The organism is bacterium (assembly GCA_040757115.1).
Classification (GTDB): domain Bacteria; phylum UBA9089; class CG2-30-40-21; order CG2-30-40-21; family SBAY01; genus JBFLXS01.
The window spans coordinates 1-14,987 of record JBFLYA010000089.1 but is presented as its reverse complement, the minus strand read 5'-3'; the positions used below and the strand labels follow the sequence as shown (position 1 = coordinate 14,987).

14 protein-coding genes and 1 pseudogene are annotated in these 14,987 nt (G+C 36.8%); 10 read left to right on the top strand and 5 right to left on the bottom strand.

Going from position 1 to position 14,987, the window contains the following annotated elements; all coding sequences use genetic code 11:
- Positions 1-371: 371 nt before the first annotated feature.
- Positions 372-524, bottom strand: a complete 153-nt coding sequence (locus AB1422_09535) for a hypothetical protein (protein ID MEW6619553.1) — start codon at positions 522-524, stop codon at positions 372-374.
- A 290-nt stretch (positions 525-814) separates the two neighbouring features.
- Between AB1422_09535 and cimA the strand changes: the two genes are divergently transcribed.
- Positions 815-2,395, top strand: a complete 1,581-nt coding sequence (gene cimA, locus AB1422_09530) for a citramalate synthase (protein ID MEW6619552.1) — start codon at positions 815-817, stop codon at positions 2,393-2,395.
- 68 nt (positions 2,396-2,463) lie between these two features.
- On the top strand, positions 2,464-2,943 hold the full coding sequence (locus tag AB1422_09525; protein ID MEW6619551.1) for a YaaR family protein: 480 nt from the start codon (positions 2,464-2,466) through the stop codon (positions 2,941-2,943).
- Between the two features lie 4 nt (positions 2,944-2,947).
- Here the strand turns inward: AB1422_09525 and AB1422_09520 are convergent, their stop codons facing one another.
- Entirely contained in the window at positions 2,948-3,133 is a 186-nt protein-coding gene (locus tag AB1422_09520; GenBank protein MEW6619550.1) for a hypothetical protein, read from the bottom strand.
- Between the two features lie 133 nt (positions 3,134-3,266).
- A complete protein-coding gene (panC, locus tag AB1422_09515; GenBank protein MEW6619549.1) occupies positions 3,267-4,109 on the bottom strand; it encodes a pantoate--beta-alanine ligase in 843 nt (280 codons plus the stop codon).
- A 444-nt stretch (positions 4,110-4,553) separates the two neighbouring features.
- On the opposite strand from panC, the gene AB1422_09510 reads away from it, so the two are divergent.
- From AB1422_09510 to AB1422_09500, 3 genes are all read left to right on the top strand, one after another.
- Positions 4,554-7,142 (top strand): tetratricopeptide repeat protein, encoded by a 2,589-nt coding sequence (locus tag AB1422_09510; GenBank protein MEW6619548.1) that lies wholly within the window; start codon positions 4,554-4,556, stop codon positions 7,140-7,142.
- A 100-nt stretch (positions 7,143-7,242) separates the two neighbouring features.
- Positions 7,243-7,374, top strand: a complete 132-nt coding sequence (locus tag AB1422_09505; protein MEW6619547.1) for a hypothetical protein — start codon at positions 7,243-7,245, stop codon at positions 7,372-7,374.
- A 197-nt stretch (positions 7,375-7,571) separates the two neighbouring features.
- The gene (locus tag AB1422_09500; GenBank protein ID MEW6619546.1) at positions 7,572-9,215 is read left to right on the top strand and encodes a TonB-dependent receptor; all 1,644 of its coding nucleotides are present in this window, start codon (positions 7,572-7,574) and stop codon (positions 9,213-9,215) included.
- 9 nt (positions 9,216-9,224) lie between these two features.
- Here the strand turns inward: AB1422_09500 and AB1422_09495 are convergent, their stop codons facing one another.
- Positions 9,225-10,088, bottom strand: coding sequence for a DUF1641 domain-containing protein (locus AB1422_09495; GenBank protein MEW6619545.1), 864 nt, complete (start codon positions 10,086-10,088; stop codon positions 9,225-9,227).
- 53 nt (positions 10,089-10,141) lie between these two features.
- A complete protein-coding gene (locus AB1422_09490; GenBank protein MEW6619544.1) occupies positions 10,142-11,305 on the bottom strand; it encodes an FAD/NAD(P)-binding oxidoreductase in 1,164 nt (387 codons plus the stop codon).
- A gap of 230 nt (positions 11,306-11,535) precedes the next feature.
- On the opposite strand from AB1422_09490, the gene AB1422_09485 reads away from it, so the two are divergent.
- From AB1422_09485 to AB1422_09465, 5 genes and pseudogenes are all read left to right on the top strand, one after another.
- The gene (locus tag AB1422_09485) at positions 11,536-12,726 is read left to right on the top strand and encodes a homocysteine biosynthesis protein (protein MEW6619543.1); all 1,191 of its coding nucleotides are present in this window, start codon (positions 11,536-11,538) and stop codon (positions 12,724-12,726) included.
- A gap of 79 nt (positions 12,727-12,805) precedes the next feature.
- The gene (locus AB1422_09480; GenBank protein MEW6619542.1) at positions 12,806-13,306 is read left to right on the top strand and encodes an NIL domain-containing protein; all 501 of its coding nucleotides are present in this window, start codon (positions 12,806-12,808) and stop codon (positions 13,304-13,306) included.
- Between the two features lie 53 nt (positions 13,307-13,359).
- Positions 13,360-13,803, top strand: a complete 444-nt coding sequence (locus AB1422_09475) for an RrF2 family transcriptional regulator (GenBank protein ID MEW6619541.1) — start codon at positions 13,360-13,362, stop codon at positions 13,801-13,803.
- A 76-nt stretch (positions 13,804-13,879) separates the two neighbouring features.
- A pseudogene (locus AB1422_09470) lies at positions 13,880-14,026 on the top strand (LysR family transcriptional regulator).
- A 12-nt stretch (positions 14,027-14,038) separates the two neighbouring features.
- A complete protein-coding gene (locus AB1422_09465; GenBank protein ID MEW6619540.1) occupies positions 14,039-14,779 on the top strand; it encodes a LysR substrate-binding domain-containing protein in 741 nt (246 codons plus the stop codon).
- The last annotated feature ends 208 nt before the right edge of the window (positions 14,780-14,987 follow it).

Genomic DNA, 14,987 nt, shown 5'->3' with positions numbered 1-14,987 from the left:
TTTTCCACAATCAATTTCTACCTATTTCTATAAATTTCAATCTATTTCTATTATCTTATCTCCATATCACTCTTATCTCCTTATCCCCTTTCTTACACTTTTGATATATAGCCTGAACGGTTACCGAAAAGGAGATATGGGGATTATGGAGATATGGAGATAAATTCATTCTAAAATTTTGGAAAGGACAATGAATAATCTCCATATCTTCCTTTATCTCCTTATCCCCTTTTGGACACCAAATCTGCATAGATGAGTTATTTTCAGACACCACCGAAATTTTGAGGTATAAAGCCACAGAGGAACACGGATAATATTTAACCTCTTGAAATTAAAGAAGTTATGGCGGTATAATAAAGGTGTCGATTCTTTTATAGAAATTTTCTGTAACCGTTCAGGCTATATATCAAAAGTGTAAGAAAGGGGATAAGGAGATAAGAGTGATATGGAGATAAGATAATAGAAATAGATTGAAATTTATAGAAATAGGTAGAAATTGATTGTGGAAAACAACAAATTTCCATAAATTTCTATTAGTTTCTATTAATTTCAATTTTTTTAATAATATCTCCCTATCTCCTTAATCTCCACATCTCCTTTTGTTACACCACCTGAACGCTTACAATTTTCTCTCGCCAGGACGCAAAGGTCGTAAAGGAGGTTTTTTCTTTGCGTCCTTTGCGCCTTTGCGAGAAATCTGAAAGTTTTCCACCTGTGCAGGTAAAAAATTTTCCTTGATTTTTTTTGTTAATTAAGGTATAATACAAGTGTTCAGCCATTACTTGAAGGAGATAAGGTTGAATGGAGGTTTATTATGAAAAAGGTTATAATTTATGATACGACGCTCCGCGATGGAGCTCAAACAGAAGGAATATCCTTTGCGGTTAAGGAGAAGATTAAGATTGCTCAGATGATAGACCATTTAGGGGTAGATTATATCGAAGGTGGTTGGCCTGGCTCAAATCCAAAAGAAACGAAATTCTTTGCAGAAATAAAGAATATTAAACTTAAAAAGGCGAAGATAGTGGCTTTTGGAAGCACACGAAGGGCGAGATGTAAGGTTGAAGAAGACCCGAGTATATTAAATTTATTAGATGCACAAACCCCGGCAATCTGTATATTTGGGAAAAGTTGGGACTTGCATGTTCACGAGGCACTCAATATCTCTTTAGAAGAAAATTTAAAGTTAATTCAAGATACTGTCCGTTATTTGAAATCAAAGGGTAAAGAGGTAATTTATGATGCCGAGCATTTCTTTGACGGCTATAAGGCAAATCCAGAATATGCGTTAGCGACTATTTTAGAGGCACAGAAAGCGGGTGCAGATGTTATTGCCCTTTGCGATACCAATGGTGGAATGTTGACTTATGAAATAGAAAAGCCAATCAAAGAAGTCCTGAAAGTCATTAAAGTCCCTGTAGGTATTCATGCCCACAATGATTCAGGAATGGCGGTGGCTAATTCTATTATGGCGGTAAAATTGGGTGCCACGCATATCCAGGGGACTATCAATGGTTACGGTGAAAGATGTGGTAATGCCGATTTATGCCTCATCATCCCAAACTTGAAACTTAAAATGGGGCTGAATTGTATTTCAGATGACCAACTCAAAAGCCTGACTGAGGTCTCGAGATTTGTTGCAGAAATGGCTAATATTGTCCCTCAATCACATCAACCTTATGTTGGCACTTCTGCCTTTGCTCATAAAGCCGGTGTCCATGCCAGCGGGGTGCAAAAAAATCCAAAAACCTACGAACATATCCAGCCAGAATTAGTTGGAAATGAACGAAAAATATTAATCTCAGAATTAGCCGGACAAACCAGCCTTCTGGAAAAAGCAAAGGAGATGAAAATAGACCTGTCAAAAGATACTCCTCAAACACAAAAAATTCTGGCTAAAATCAAAGAAAAAGAAGACGAAGGATACCAATATGAAGCCGCTGACGCCTCATTTGAATTGCTCATTAAAAAGGTGTTAGGTAAATATAAATCTGCATTTACTCTAAAGAAATTTGAGGTTATTGTCGAAAATAGAAATAGGGAGCTTTCATCTGATGCAATTATTAAGATAGATGTAAAAGGCAAACAAAAATATATAGTTGCCGAAGGAGATGGTCCTGTTCATGCCTTAGATACTGCCCTGAGAAAGGCATTAGAAGAATCTTATCCCTTACTAAAAGAAGTGCGTTTAACTGACTATAAAGTCAGGGTATTGGATGCCAAAGAGGGCACCGCCGCAAAGGTCAGAGTATTGATTGAATCTACAGATGGAAAGAATATCTGGAGCACGGTTGGGGTCTCAGAAAATCTTATTGATGCATCATGGTTAGCCCTCGTCGATTCTATTGAATACATATTGGCGAAACGCAGCAATTCTAATTTTGAAAAAGTGTAAGGTATCGTAATGTATCTCAAGTGTTTTCTGCCATAATTAGAATTGCTGGACGAAAAGGGAGTAATCAAATGATAAATACAAATATCCCACTTGAGGCTATGGCGGATAAAAGTCTTTTTCAAACAGACTCAATTAAAGAAAAAAATGCCCCGCCAAAAATCGATGGAAAAACATTTGATGAAGAATTGAAAACCGCAACTAAAGAAAAACTAAAATTATACCTCGATGACCTGCTTAATAAAATTGAAGCTCAAGGAAAAATTTTAGTTCAATCCCCTATCTATGAAAATCTTACCCAATATAGACATCTTGTCCAGACATTTATGGAAAAAGTAGTTAAAAACCTCTATTCGCTGGAAGAAACAACAACTACAGTTCGACCTTTACAGGCACAACTTGGTCAGCGACAGGTAAATATCATCATTAAAGAGATTAATAAAAATCTGTCTGAATTAACCGAAGGAGTCCTCAAGACACAAATTAATCCCATTAACATTGCGGCTAAGGTAGAAATGATTCAAGGATTATTAATGGATTTATATTCGTAACTATTCAGCCACAGATGGACACGGATGAAACACTAAAAATTCGTAATCCGTGTCCGTTTTCCCTGTCCGTAATTAGGCTGAAGGGTTCTTCTGAAAATCGGGACTCGGGACTCGGGGTTCGGGACTCGGGAAGGCTGGTAGCCGCAGGCTTTAGCCTGATTTCACCTGTGCCAGTGGAAGAGATTTCCACCCCCTTAATCCCCCGCCAGCGGGGGACAACCCGCCTTTGCCCTCTGCCTTCTGCCCTCTGCTCTCTGTCCTCTGCTCTCTGCCTTCTGCTATTTATCCGTGCTAATCCGTGTTAATCAGTGGCTGAATAGTTACTACGATATTAAAATATTATCAATTAATCTTGTCTTGCCAATTTTAACCGCTAAGGCAATGAGCACTTTTTTTTCTATTAGTTCAACTGGTTCTAATGTTTTGCTATCGACTATTTCAATATATTGAATCGAGGCTAACTTTTCTGTTTGAATTAAATCCTGCATCGCCAGGATAATATTTCTTGAAAGTCTTTCCCCTGAATCTAATATTTTTTTTGCCAGATGTAATGATTTATATAAAATCAGAGCGGATTTTCGTTCTTCTTTGTTCAAATAAGTATTTCTTGAGCTTAATGCCAGACCATCTTTCTCCCGAACAATAGGCATTATCACAAGCTCGATGTCAAAATTCAAATCCTTAATCATCTGTTTAATAACTAAAGCCTGTTGATAATCCTTTTGTCCAAAATATGAGGTGTGCGGATTAACAATATTAAACAATTTTGTTACGACAGTCGTTACACCTTGAAAATGGCTGGGTCTAAATTTTCCACAAAGCCCTCTGGTTAATTTTTCTACATTGACAAAAGTTAAAGGTTTATCAGGATACATCTCCTCAACCTTGGGATAAAATATAATATCTACACCTGTTTTTTTAGCCAGTTCTACATCACAGATAAAATCTTTTGGATAAGTCTGATAATCCTCTCCCTCGACAAACTGAATAGGATTGACAAAGATACTGATGATGACAACATCATTCTTTAGTTTAGCCTGACGCATTAAGGATAAATGTCCTTCGTGTAATGCTCCCATCGTCGGCACAAAGCCTATTTTTTTACCCTGACGCCGAAGTTCATCACTTCTCTCTTTCATCTGTTTAATTTTATTAATTAATTCCATTTTGTTAACCTTTCGTAACCGTTCACCGCAGAGACACAGAGACGCAGAGAAAAAATTAAAATTTATTGATAACTATTCAGCCACAGATGGACACAGATGAAACACTGATTTTATTTTTTTATCCGTGCTAATCCGTGTTAATCAGTGGCTGAATAGTTACTTTATTTCTATGTCTTCTCTGTTTCTCTGCGTCTCTGCGGTAAATTACCACCTGAACGGTTACTTTTTATTATAGCACTTTTTCAATAATTGTCAAGTTTTTTCAGGAAAGAAAAACTATCCCCATTTTTTTATTAAAAACTTCTTGACTTTTTGACCAGATTTATGTTATTATAAAAAAAGGTTGAGTAAAAGAAAGGAAAGTAATTTTTTCTTTCTATATTTCTTTCTTAACCTTCTTTCTCTGATGTCTGACTGCTTATCAAAATTATTGGGAGGGGATAGATGCGAAAGAATATCTTTTATATAGTTTTTTTGATAATAGCCCTCCAGTATCTACCCGCTGTTGTAAATTCTGCCGTATCCTTTTCGGTTGCAGAAGATGAATTTGAACAAGCAGAAAAACTATATAATGATGGGCTTTATCTTTCATCCAGCATTAAATTCAAAGAGTTCATTCAAAGACATCCCGATAGTCATCTTGTGACAGAGGCAAGATTTTACTTAGCTGAATGCCTGTTTCATCAAGAAAAATACGGGCAAGCGTTAGAAGAATATAAATACCTTTCTCAAACTAACTTGAGTAGTGAACAGGCATCAAATGTCCTGTATCGTCTCAGTCAGGTCTTGACTATACTTAAATACCCACAAGAAGAAATAATCGCTACTTACCAGAAGATAATAAAATATCATCCAGAGAGTTCCTGTGTTCAGGAAGCCTTATATCAACTGGGTAAGTATTCATTTGAAACACAGGATTATACCAGTGCATATAACTATTTCCACCAACTATCTGAGAATTACCCCAGAAGCACATATTTTGTCACAAGTCTTTATTTTCAAGCAATAAGTCTTTATTATTGTGGAAAATTTCAAGAGGCTATCATCCCCTTTTCAAAAATTGACTCTTCGGATATAAAATTACAGGCAAATACACAGTACTATTTAACAGATTGCTGGTATAAAGAGAAAAACTGGGAAAAGGCTTATGTTGAGGCGGAAAAATTTATAAATACCTATCCAGACTACCCACTTATTTCAGAGGTATTATTTATTAAAGGTTTTTGTTTATATTCCCAACATCAGTTTGAAAAGGCACTTGAGGATTTTTCTTTAATAATTGAAAAATACCCAACTTCTTCAAAGGCATTTTTTGCCCAATATTATTCAGCCCAAATCCTTTTTGAGCACCTTAAAGATTACCCAAAGGCAAAAGAGGCATATCAACGATTAATCTCTTCATCCCCCCAGAATGAATTTACCCCGTATGCTTACTATAATTTAGGACTATGTCACCTAAAATTAAATAATCTTGATGAGGCAAGAGATAGTTTTGAGAATTTAATTAAAAATTTCGAAGATAGTGATTTAATCCCTAAAGCCTATTTCCAGATAGGAAAGATATATAAAAAGCAAGAGAGATTTCAACAGGTTATTGATATTTATGAGAAAATGGTCAAACGCTATCCTCAAAACTCCTTCATTCCCCAAATCCTTTATGAATTAGTCAACGCCTATATTAAAATAGGGGATTTTATCGGGGCTAAAGGCATCTGTTATCGAATGATGGCAGGTTACTTAAATTCACCACAAACCCCATTGGCAATTTATGAATTGGCAGAGAGTTTTTTTAGTAAAAAAGATTATCTCTCGGCTATGGATATGTATAATCAGTTTTTAAGAAATTATCCAACACATCCTCTGGCAGAAGAGATTTGTTATCACGCTGGAATTGTTAATTGTTATGTCCAAAAATATGAAGAGGCAAGAAGCTTGTTCTTCCAATTCCAGAGACAGTATCCAGGAAGTCCCCTTTTGTCTAAGATTCAATACGGACTTGGCTGGGCTTATTATCTTGAAGGAAAATATGATAAGGCTATAACTGAATTTCAAAGGACTCTTACCATTGTAAATTTAGACCAGAACTTAGTTCCTGAAATAATCTCTAAAATGGGTAATTGTTACTTTAATCTAAAAGACTACAAGCAAGCAATAGATACCTATCAAAAGGTGATAACAAAATATCCTGAAAGCAGATTATTAGATTTTTGCTTATATCAATTGGCTCAAAGTTACTACAAACAGGAAAATTTTACGCTGGCACAACAATATTTCTCAAAATTAATTAAAGAATTACCTCTCTCCAAATATCTTTCAAAATCTATTTACTGGTTAGGTTGGTCATACTATAATCAGGGTAAATATGAAGATGCGATTAAAATATATCAAGAAGTAATTGATAAATTCCCGGCTGACTCGTTAGCTTATGAGTCGCAATCTCGAATAGCAATATGTTTTTACAATCAAAAAAATTTTAATAAGGCAGAAGAGATTTATCAAAAGATAATTAAAAATCCAGAGGCAAGTTCAGTGTTAAAAAAAGATGCTTTATATCAACTGGGGAATTGCCTTTTTCAACAAAAAAAATATAATGAGGCGATAACTACCTATCGAGATTTTATCCGCCTCCATCCAGAAGAGGAAGAATTATGTGCCCAATTACACTACCAGATAGCAGAAATTTACTATAATCAAGGAGAGATAAAATCAGCTATCGAAGAATATAATTTATTAATTAATGAATATCCAAAAAGTGAACAAATTGATGATGCACTTTACTGGCTTGGCCGGTGTTTTCTTAAAGAGGAAGATAAGCCTGCGGCAGTGATGACCTTTAGAGCCGTGGTAACCCAGTATCCAGAATCTGACTGGGCCGCTGAATCACAGTTTAAAATAGGTCTATGTTTATATGAACAAAGTGAATATAAAGAGGCGATAAAAGAATTTGAAACCCTGATTAAAATTTTTCCCGTTCGCCAGGACTTAGTCACAGAAGCACAGTATTATATTAAAGAGTGCAAAAAAAAGGAGTAATGGGTAACTAATTACCATTCACCAATTGCTAATTACATAGGGTTCTGCAAAATAGGATTTGGGGGAGACAACAAATAAATATTAAATATCAAATATCAAAATGCAAAATTACAAATCAAATTTCAAAAAGGATTTCGAGAAAAGACGATATAACTTTACTCTGCGATTTATAGAATTCATCGATAAGTTGCCAAAGGATAGTGTTTCTCAAAGAGTTGGAGGAATTTGGTAATATCTTTGCTTCAAGTATTTTAACGCTGAAAGGAAAGAGATAATTTTACATTTTGATATGTAATTTTTATATTTGCTTTTTGCATTTTGATTTTTGGAGGAAATTGATAAAAATAGAGGTTTTAAATACCCGCTTAAAAACTACAGTTTCCTAATTTTGCAGCTATCCAATTACCAAAAAAAAGGAGGAAAAGAAAAATGAAAAAAAATAGTTGGATTTTAGCCATAGCCATTGGGGTAGTATTGTTTAAATGGGGGGTAGTATTAGCTATTGAAGGAACTTCAAGCGAGGAGTCAAAGATTAAACCGCAAGAGATGTCTATTATTGGGAAAGATAGGTCTGCAATAGAGGCGGAAGAAGAAGATATTATTATGAAACCTCTTCCGAGTATCGAACCGCCAGCATATACCATAGAGGAGGTAAAACCACCAAAATTTGAACCAGAACCTGTTTTACCCAAAAAAGAGGAAATAAAAAAACCGATAAGTCAACTACCACAAAAAATGCCTAAGCCCACTTTATATTCCTTTGGCTTAGCTTACGGGAATGACGAAACCCTGCTCTATGACTTTACCCATAGCAATGAGACCAAAGAAGTAGGTTATTATTTCCATCTCGATAGAGGTAGAGCAGATGGATTTACCTATGATAATCGCCCTTATTTTAACCGATTCAGTCAAGATTGCCTGTCAGGAGAGACAATTGTTAATTTCCCTAAATATTCATGGAGAACGGAGATAGAATATCTAAATAAAGATTTAACCCTTCCTTATCAAGGCGGTTTTGTCGAGAATAAGTTAAGGAAATCAGTATCCATCAATTATGAGGTCAAAGTTCCACCCGAATCAAAAATGTTACTTGGTCTGGACATCGGTAAAGGGAATATCAGTAGTAATGGATGGTTGGCTAAAAATAATGCCATCGGTGCCCATCTTGGATTTTTGACACCGTTTAAAAAAGGCAATCCGCCATTGTCTATTGGAACTGATATTTACCACGAGAAGTTAAAAAGTATAGCGGGTAGAACATTGAAATTCTATTCTTTATATGCAGAAGGTAAACGCTTCAAAATTACACCTAAGATGCTTCTCGATGCAAAGGTATCTTTAGACAAATATGAGAATAGTTTTTCTTCATCACAGTTAGATTTTTTGTTTAATCTTCATTATACCCTGAAAGAAAAAATAAATATGTCAGGGAGTATAGAGCGAAAATTATCATTGCCTACCTTTGATGAACTTTATGTCAATCGGGACTATAGTGGGATAAACTCAAAGATAGAACCAGAAAAAAGCTGGAAATATAAAATGGATGCTAACTATCAATTCTCAGATGAGCTATTTTTAGAAGGGGCTATTTGGACACAACGAGTAGATAAATATATCATCTGGACAGGAGGCTCACCTACTTATATCTATTGCCCTGAGAATATAGGTAAAGCAAAATTTTCAGGATTAGAATTGGGAGTTAGATATTACTTTAGTCCTAAGTTAAGCCAGAATATAAGTTATTCCTGTATTAATGCTAAGAATAAATCAGGTGGTGAGATTCCAAATGTGCCTGAGAATAGATTGAAGATGGGGCTGAGATATAAAGATGGGGAAAAACTAACCATTAATTTGAACACGGAATATGCAGATAGTAGTTTTGGCACAGTTACCCCCAATATTCCCAAGTTAAAAAGTTATTTCCTGGTGAATATCACTGCTGAAAAGAAAATTAATGATTCGCTGTATTATTCATTTTCCTGTGAGAATTTACTCGGTGAAGACTATGAGTATCTTTTAGGTTATCCTGGTCAAAAACGCAGATTTGCCCTTGGAATCAGGTTAAGATTTTAATAGTTGCTATCACCTTTCCCCTTGCGGGCTATCTTTCATAGTTTCTAATATACACTGCGGTATATTTCTGGCAAGGGTCATCAGGAATAATAATCCCTTTTGAACCTCAGGCTCTCTTATGGCAAAGATAATCTTTCCCAGCCCGGGTTTAATAGGTTTCTCCTTAACCTCCTGCATAGTTTTAACTACGCAGTTTTCCATTACTTTAATCAAACACCTTGTTTCTTTAGCCACGGCGTTTTCCAGGATAATCTCGAGGTCCCCACTTTTATCCAGAGTAGACAGGGTATCCAGAAGTTTATTAAAGGTGTTAATGTTTTCTCCAGTCTTTTTAAGAATCTCTATGGTTTCATCTTTTTCAAAGGATTCGCGGAGTATTTTTATTGTAGGTGCTGTCTCATGCAGGATTTTGTCGATAGCTGGCGATAGGTCATCAATCAACCCTTTTACCGCCGGCATTATCTCCAGAAACCTTACCATGGTCGGTATATTGTCTCCCACCTGCTTGATGAGTTTCAATGTTTCATCCCTTTCAAAGCGTTCTCTTAACTCTCGGACAATAGGAAGTGTTTCCTTAGAGATTTTATCAGGCACTGAAGATAAGTCCTCAAGCAAGCCTTTTACAGCATTCATCACCTCCAAAAGCCTTACAAAAGATGGGATACTATCTCCAATTCTCATGACAAATGTTAAAGTTTCGTCTCGCTCAAACTTCTCTCTTAATTCTCGAACAATCGGGTTAGTTTCCTTACAAACCCTTTCAAAACCAGGCGTTATATCCGTGATAAGGTTTTCGATTATCTTAAACCTGCGGTGTAATTCATTTATCTGGTTAGTACTATCTTTAATTGTTTTTAATATATCATTTACCATCTTCTTTTACCTCTTATTATTTTTAGTATGGGTGGCTTGACTACTTACCTTAATTACATCAAGCCATTAAGCATAAGATTCCAGTAAAGTGGTCTGAGCATATGAACCTTAACCATCCAGTTAAAATAACTCTCAATAGCTGGCGAGATGCTTTCCGTATAGTTAAATTCTGCAAACAACGCCTTGCCATATCTGGTTGGCATCGGGCATATTACCTCTCCATCGTAGGTCGCGGTTGGCTTTTCACCTTTTATGAGTGATTTCATTCGCTCGGTTAGAACCTTAGCTTGCTTTCTTACTCCAGAGGCAGTTTTTGATGTTGGGAAATCGGTTGCATCTCCAATCCCATAGATATTGGGAAAAGTAGTATGGACCATCAGATTCTTATCACAGGTAACCCAACCTGCGGCATTTCCTACACCTTCTGAATTTTCGATAAGGGGTTGGCCTTCGTGTGGTGGAGTAATACAAAGCAAATCAAACTGGACAGGTTCTTGTCCTTTTGTAAAGGATTTTATCACACCTTTTTCATAATCAACCTCTGATGGGGTAAAATTTGCAATTGCCTCTATGCCTCTTTCCTTAAAGATGCTATTTAGTTTAGCCGCATAAGGCTGCCTGGAGAAGACATCCGACATTGGCGTGGTGAATACAAATCTACATTTATCTCTTATCCCCCTGCGTCTCATAGTATTTTCTGCCAGCATAATGAATTTTACAGGAGCGGCAGGGCATTTTATCGGCATCTGGCAAATAGATGAAACTATTGTGCCACCTTCAAATCTCTTTACTGCCTCTCTGAGTCGTATTGCTCCATCAAGGCAATAAAACATAAATACATTTTCACCCTTCTCAAGCCCTTTTAACATTCCCTCAGGCTCATCATAGATTAATCTTGCACCTGTGGCAATAACGAGATAGTCATAAGAAATTTCACCAGATTTTGAAGTCATTACTCTGTTTTCTTTCGGTTCTATCTTCGTTGCCTCATCAGTGATTAAGTTAATTCCCTCAAAAAACAGGTTTTTCATTGGTTTTGTAAGATTTTCCGGCTGGTCTAACTCAAACACTACTAAGGTAAATGCCGGCTGATAAATATGCGTCTCACTTTTTTCAATCACCGTCATCTGGACTGCATCTTCACTAAACTCCTTCCTCATTCTGTTGGCAAACATCACCCCTGCACTTCCTCCACCTAAAATTACTACCTTTTTCATTTGTTTTTACCTCCTTGTATTGTTAAGCAAATTATTTATATATATTCTACTTATAATATAACCCTTGATTAACTATTTGTCAAATGAGTAATTCTTATAACTCTATGAGAAAAAGTCATAGTCAGTTAAAAAATGATTGTTGACAAAATTACTCAGATATGGTATAATATAATTGTTGATAGAAATACTCAAGTATATTCACAAGTTTCAAGAAAGGAAGATGGTTGGAAATGGTTAAGACCATTGCCCAGATTAACGAGCGGATTAAAAAGGGTGAAGTTGTGGTGGTAACCGCGGAAGAGATTATCGGGTTGGTGGATAAGAAGGGTGTAAAGCAAGCAGCCAAAGAGGTGGATGTGGTTACCACAGCTACTTTTGGCCCGATGTGCTCTTCAGAGGTTTACTTCAATTTTGGTCATTCTAAACCAAAAATCAAGGCTCAAAAGGTCTGGTTAAATAATGTTCCAGCTCATGCAGGTTTAGCGGCGGTAGATGTTTTTCTGGGTGCAACCGAAATTCCTGAAAATGACCCGGCGAACAGCATTTATCTAGGGGCATTCAAATATGGTGGCGGACACATAATCGAAGAGTTGGTTGCCGGAAAGGACATTCGTCTGAAGGCAATCTCTTACGGGACAGATTGCTATCCTCGCAAAGAACTTGATACCTGGATTAATATTGAAGACTTAAATGAGGCAGTGTTATTTAATCCAAGAAATTGCTACCAGAACTATAATGTTGCAGTAAATCTTTCAAATACAGTTATCTATACCTATATGGGGGTTTTACAGCCAGGATTGGGGAATGCTAACTATTGTAGTGCGGGACAACTGTCTCCATTGCTCAACGACCCACTCTATCTTACTATTGGCATGGGAACGAGAATATTCCTGGGTGGTGGAGTAGGCTACATTGTTTGGCAGGGGACTCAACATAATCCCAATGTAGCTCGGACGGATAAGGGAATTCCAAAGAGTCCAGCCGGGACATTGGCGGTTCTTGGTGATTTAAAACAGATAAATCCTGAATGGTTACGGGGAGTGAGTATGACCGGCTATGGAGTAACATTAGCTGTAGGAATTGGTGTGCCTATTCCTATCCTCAACGAGGAAATCTGCCAATATACCGCAGTTAAGGATGAAGAAATTTACACCCAGGTAATAGATTACAGCGAGGCATACCCACAAGGTAAACCAGGGAGTCTTGCTGAAGTGAATTATGCTCAGCTAAAATCTGGTAAAATAATCGTTCGAAACAAAGAGGTTCCTACTGGTGGATTATCAAGCTATGCCAAAGCAAGAGAAATAGCGGACATACTCAAGGAATGGATACGCAAAGGTGAATTTCTGTTAACTGAACCTGTGCAAAAACTTCCATCAGTTGATTCGAAGATTAGACTCAAGGCATTAAAAGAAAGATAATCGTTTAGATAGTTAGGAGAAACGCTCATGAACCGTGTGTTCACAAATGAGGATGAAAATAGTAGGTAGGAGGTAGAAGGTGGGAGGTAAGGAGATAGGCGTGAGGAGTGATGTTTTCTTTACTTTCTACTTTCTACTCTCTACTTTCTACTTCCTATTTTCAGGAGAAAGTATGATTAAGAAACGAGTGGTTTTAACATTTCCCAAAGAGATTGTCGAACAACCAATTACCTGTCATCTAATTAAAGACTACGATTTGATAGTTAATATCTTAAGTGCCAAAGTTAATCCGAATGAAGAAGGTAGATTGGTGGTAGAGATAGGCGGGCAAAGGGAGAAACTGGCCGGCGGAATGGATTACCTGAAGGGATTGGGAGTAAGTATTCAACCGTTAGCTCAGGATGTCCGGTGGAATGAGGCAAAATGTGTTCATTGTACAGCGTGCATTCCTATCTGTCCCTCTGATACCTTAAGTGTTAACCGGGAGCAAATGAGGGTCTCCTTTGATTCTGAACGCTGTATTGTTTGCGGTCTTTGCCTCAAGGCATGCCCGTATCAAGCCGTGGAGATACTATTTTAGAGAAAGAAATAGTCATTATGGTCTATTCTAATTGGAAAGGAGGTAAAAGTCCGATGTGGCTTTCCACAAAAGGCAGATATGCACTCAGGTCAATGCTTGAGTTAGCATTACACGGGACGACCGGAAAATTTGTCCCGGCAACTGAAATTTCAAAAAACCAGGAGATTACTTCACAATATATAGAACAACTGATGGTTAAATTAAAAAGAGCCGGCTTGGTAGAAAGCACAAGAGGACCTGCTGGTGGCTATCGCTTGACTAAAAAACCAGCTGAAATTACTACGGGGGAGATAATCAGAACTCTTGAAGGCTATATTGAGCCGGTATTTTGTGTTAATCCAGAGGTAAGTCATAAGGAATGCCATCGGTCGCCAGAATGTGCCGCAAGATTACTCTGGAAAAAGGTTGGAGAAAAGGTAAGCGAGATTTTAGATTCAACTACTCTTGAGGATTTGGTCAAGATGGATAATGACTTAAAACTGGGAATTGGTAATTGAGTATTAAATGAAGACTCTCGGATAAAAAGTAAGAAGTAAGAGGTGTCAAACGGATGATTTTACTCTAAGGGTATTTCAAAAGGTGGCTCAATTAAAAAGCTTCTCAAAGACAGGTGATGAATTATACATTACCCAGTCTGCAGTCAGCCACCAGATTAAGAGACTGGAAGATAAGTTAGCCGTAAAACTGTTTTTACGAGAAAAAGAAGGTGTTTTACTCACGCAAGAAGGTAGAATATTACGCGGCTTTACAGAGCAAATACTGGCTCTTTATGAAAAGGCGATTCTGGAGATAAGCCATTTCAGAAATTCAAGCAATGGTAAGTTAATCATTGGTGCCAGCACAACATTAGGTGAGTATGTTCTGCCAAGAATAATTAGCACCTTTAGAAAAGAAGATGGCGGGGTAGATATTTATTTAAAAGTAGCCAACACAAACCAGATTTTAAAACAGCTATCGGCGAATGCCTTTAATTTAGCCCTGGTTGAGGACAAAATCGATAATCATTCTTTCAGTGTCGAAAAGGTATATGAGGACGAATTAATCCTTATTACTTCAACTTCACATCTATGGACATCTAAAAAGCAGATAGAAATTAGCGAGTTATTGTCCGAGCCAATAATTATTCGAGAAGAAGGTTCAGGAACAAGGAAGATAATGGAAGAAATATTGACTAAATATGGCATCAAACTTTCTGATTTAAATATCAAAATGGAACTGGATTCAACAGAGGCCGTTAAAAGTGCGGTTGCAGAGAATCTTGGTATCTCTTTTGTCGCAAAATCCTCATTTATTAAAAAGCCGGAGAATATAGATATTATCCCTATAGCCAACATAGACTCTCGATTTGATTTCAATCTTATTTATAGTCGAGAAAAAGAACTTACATCTTTAACCACCGAATTTATCGACTGTTTAAAGGAAAGATTGTCTAATCAATTTAGGGAAATGGGAATTTTTAACTCCTGTTTGTAGCTAAACTGTTCAGCCACAAAGACACTAAGACACAAAGATTAAAGGATTATCCCCTTTTTTAAAGCTTATCGTTACCCACAACCCAACTTCGCCGCTTAAAAAAATAAGTCTTGTATTATCAACAACTTACAGAGTAGAGAGGTTGAGTTTTGGCACTACAGTATGAATCCCCACAAAATGATTTGACTGTTTTCCCTGGTTGATAAGG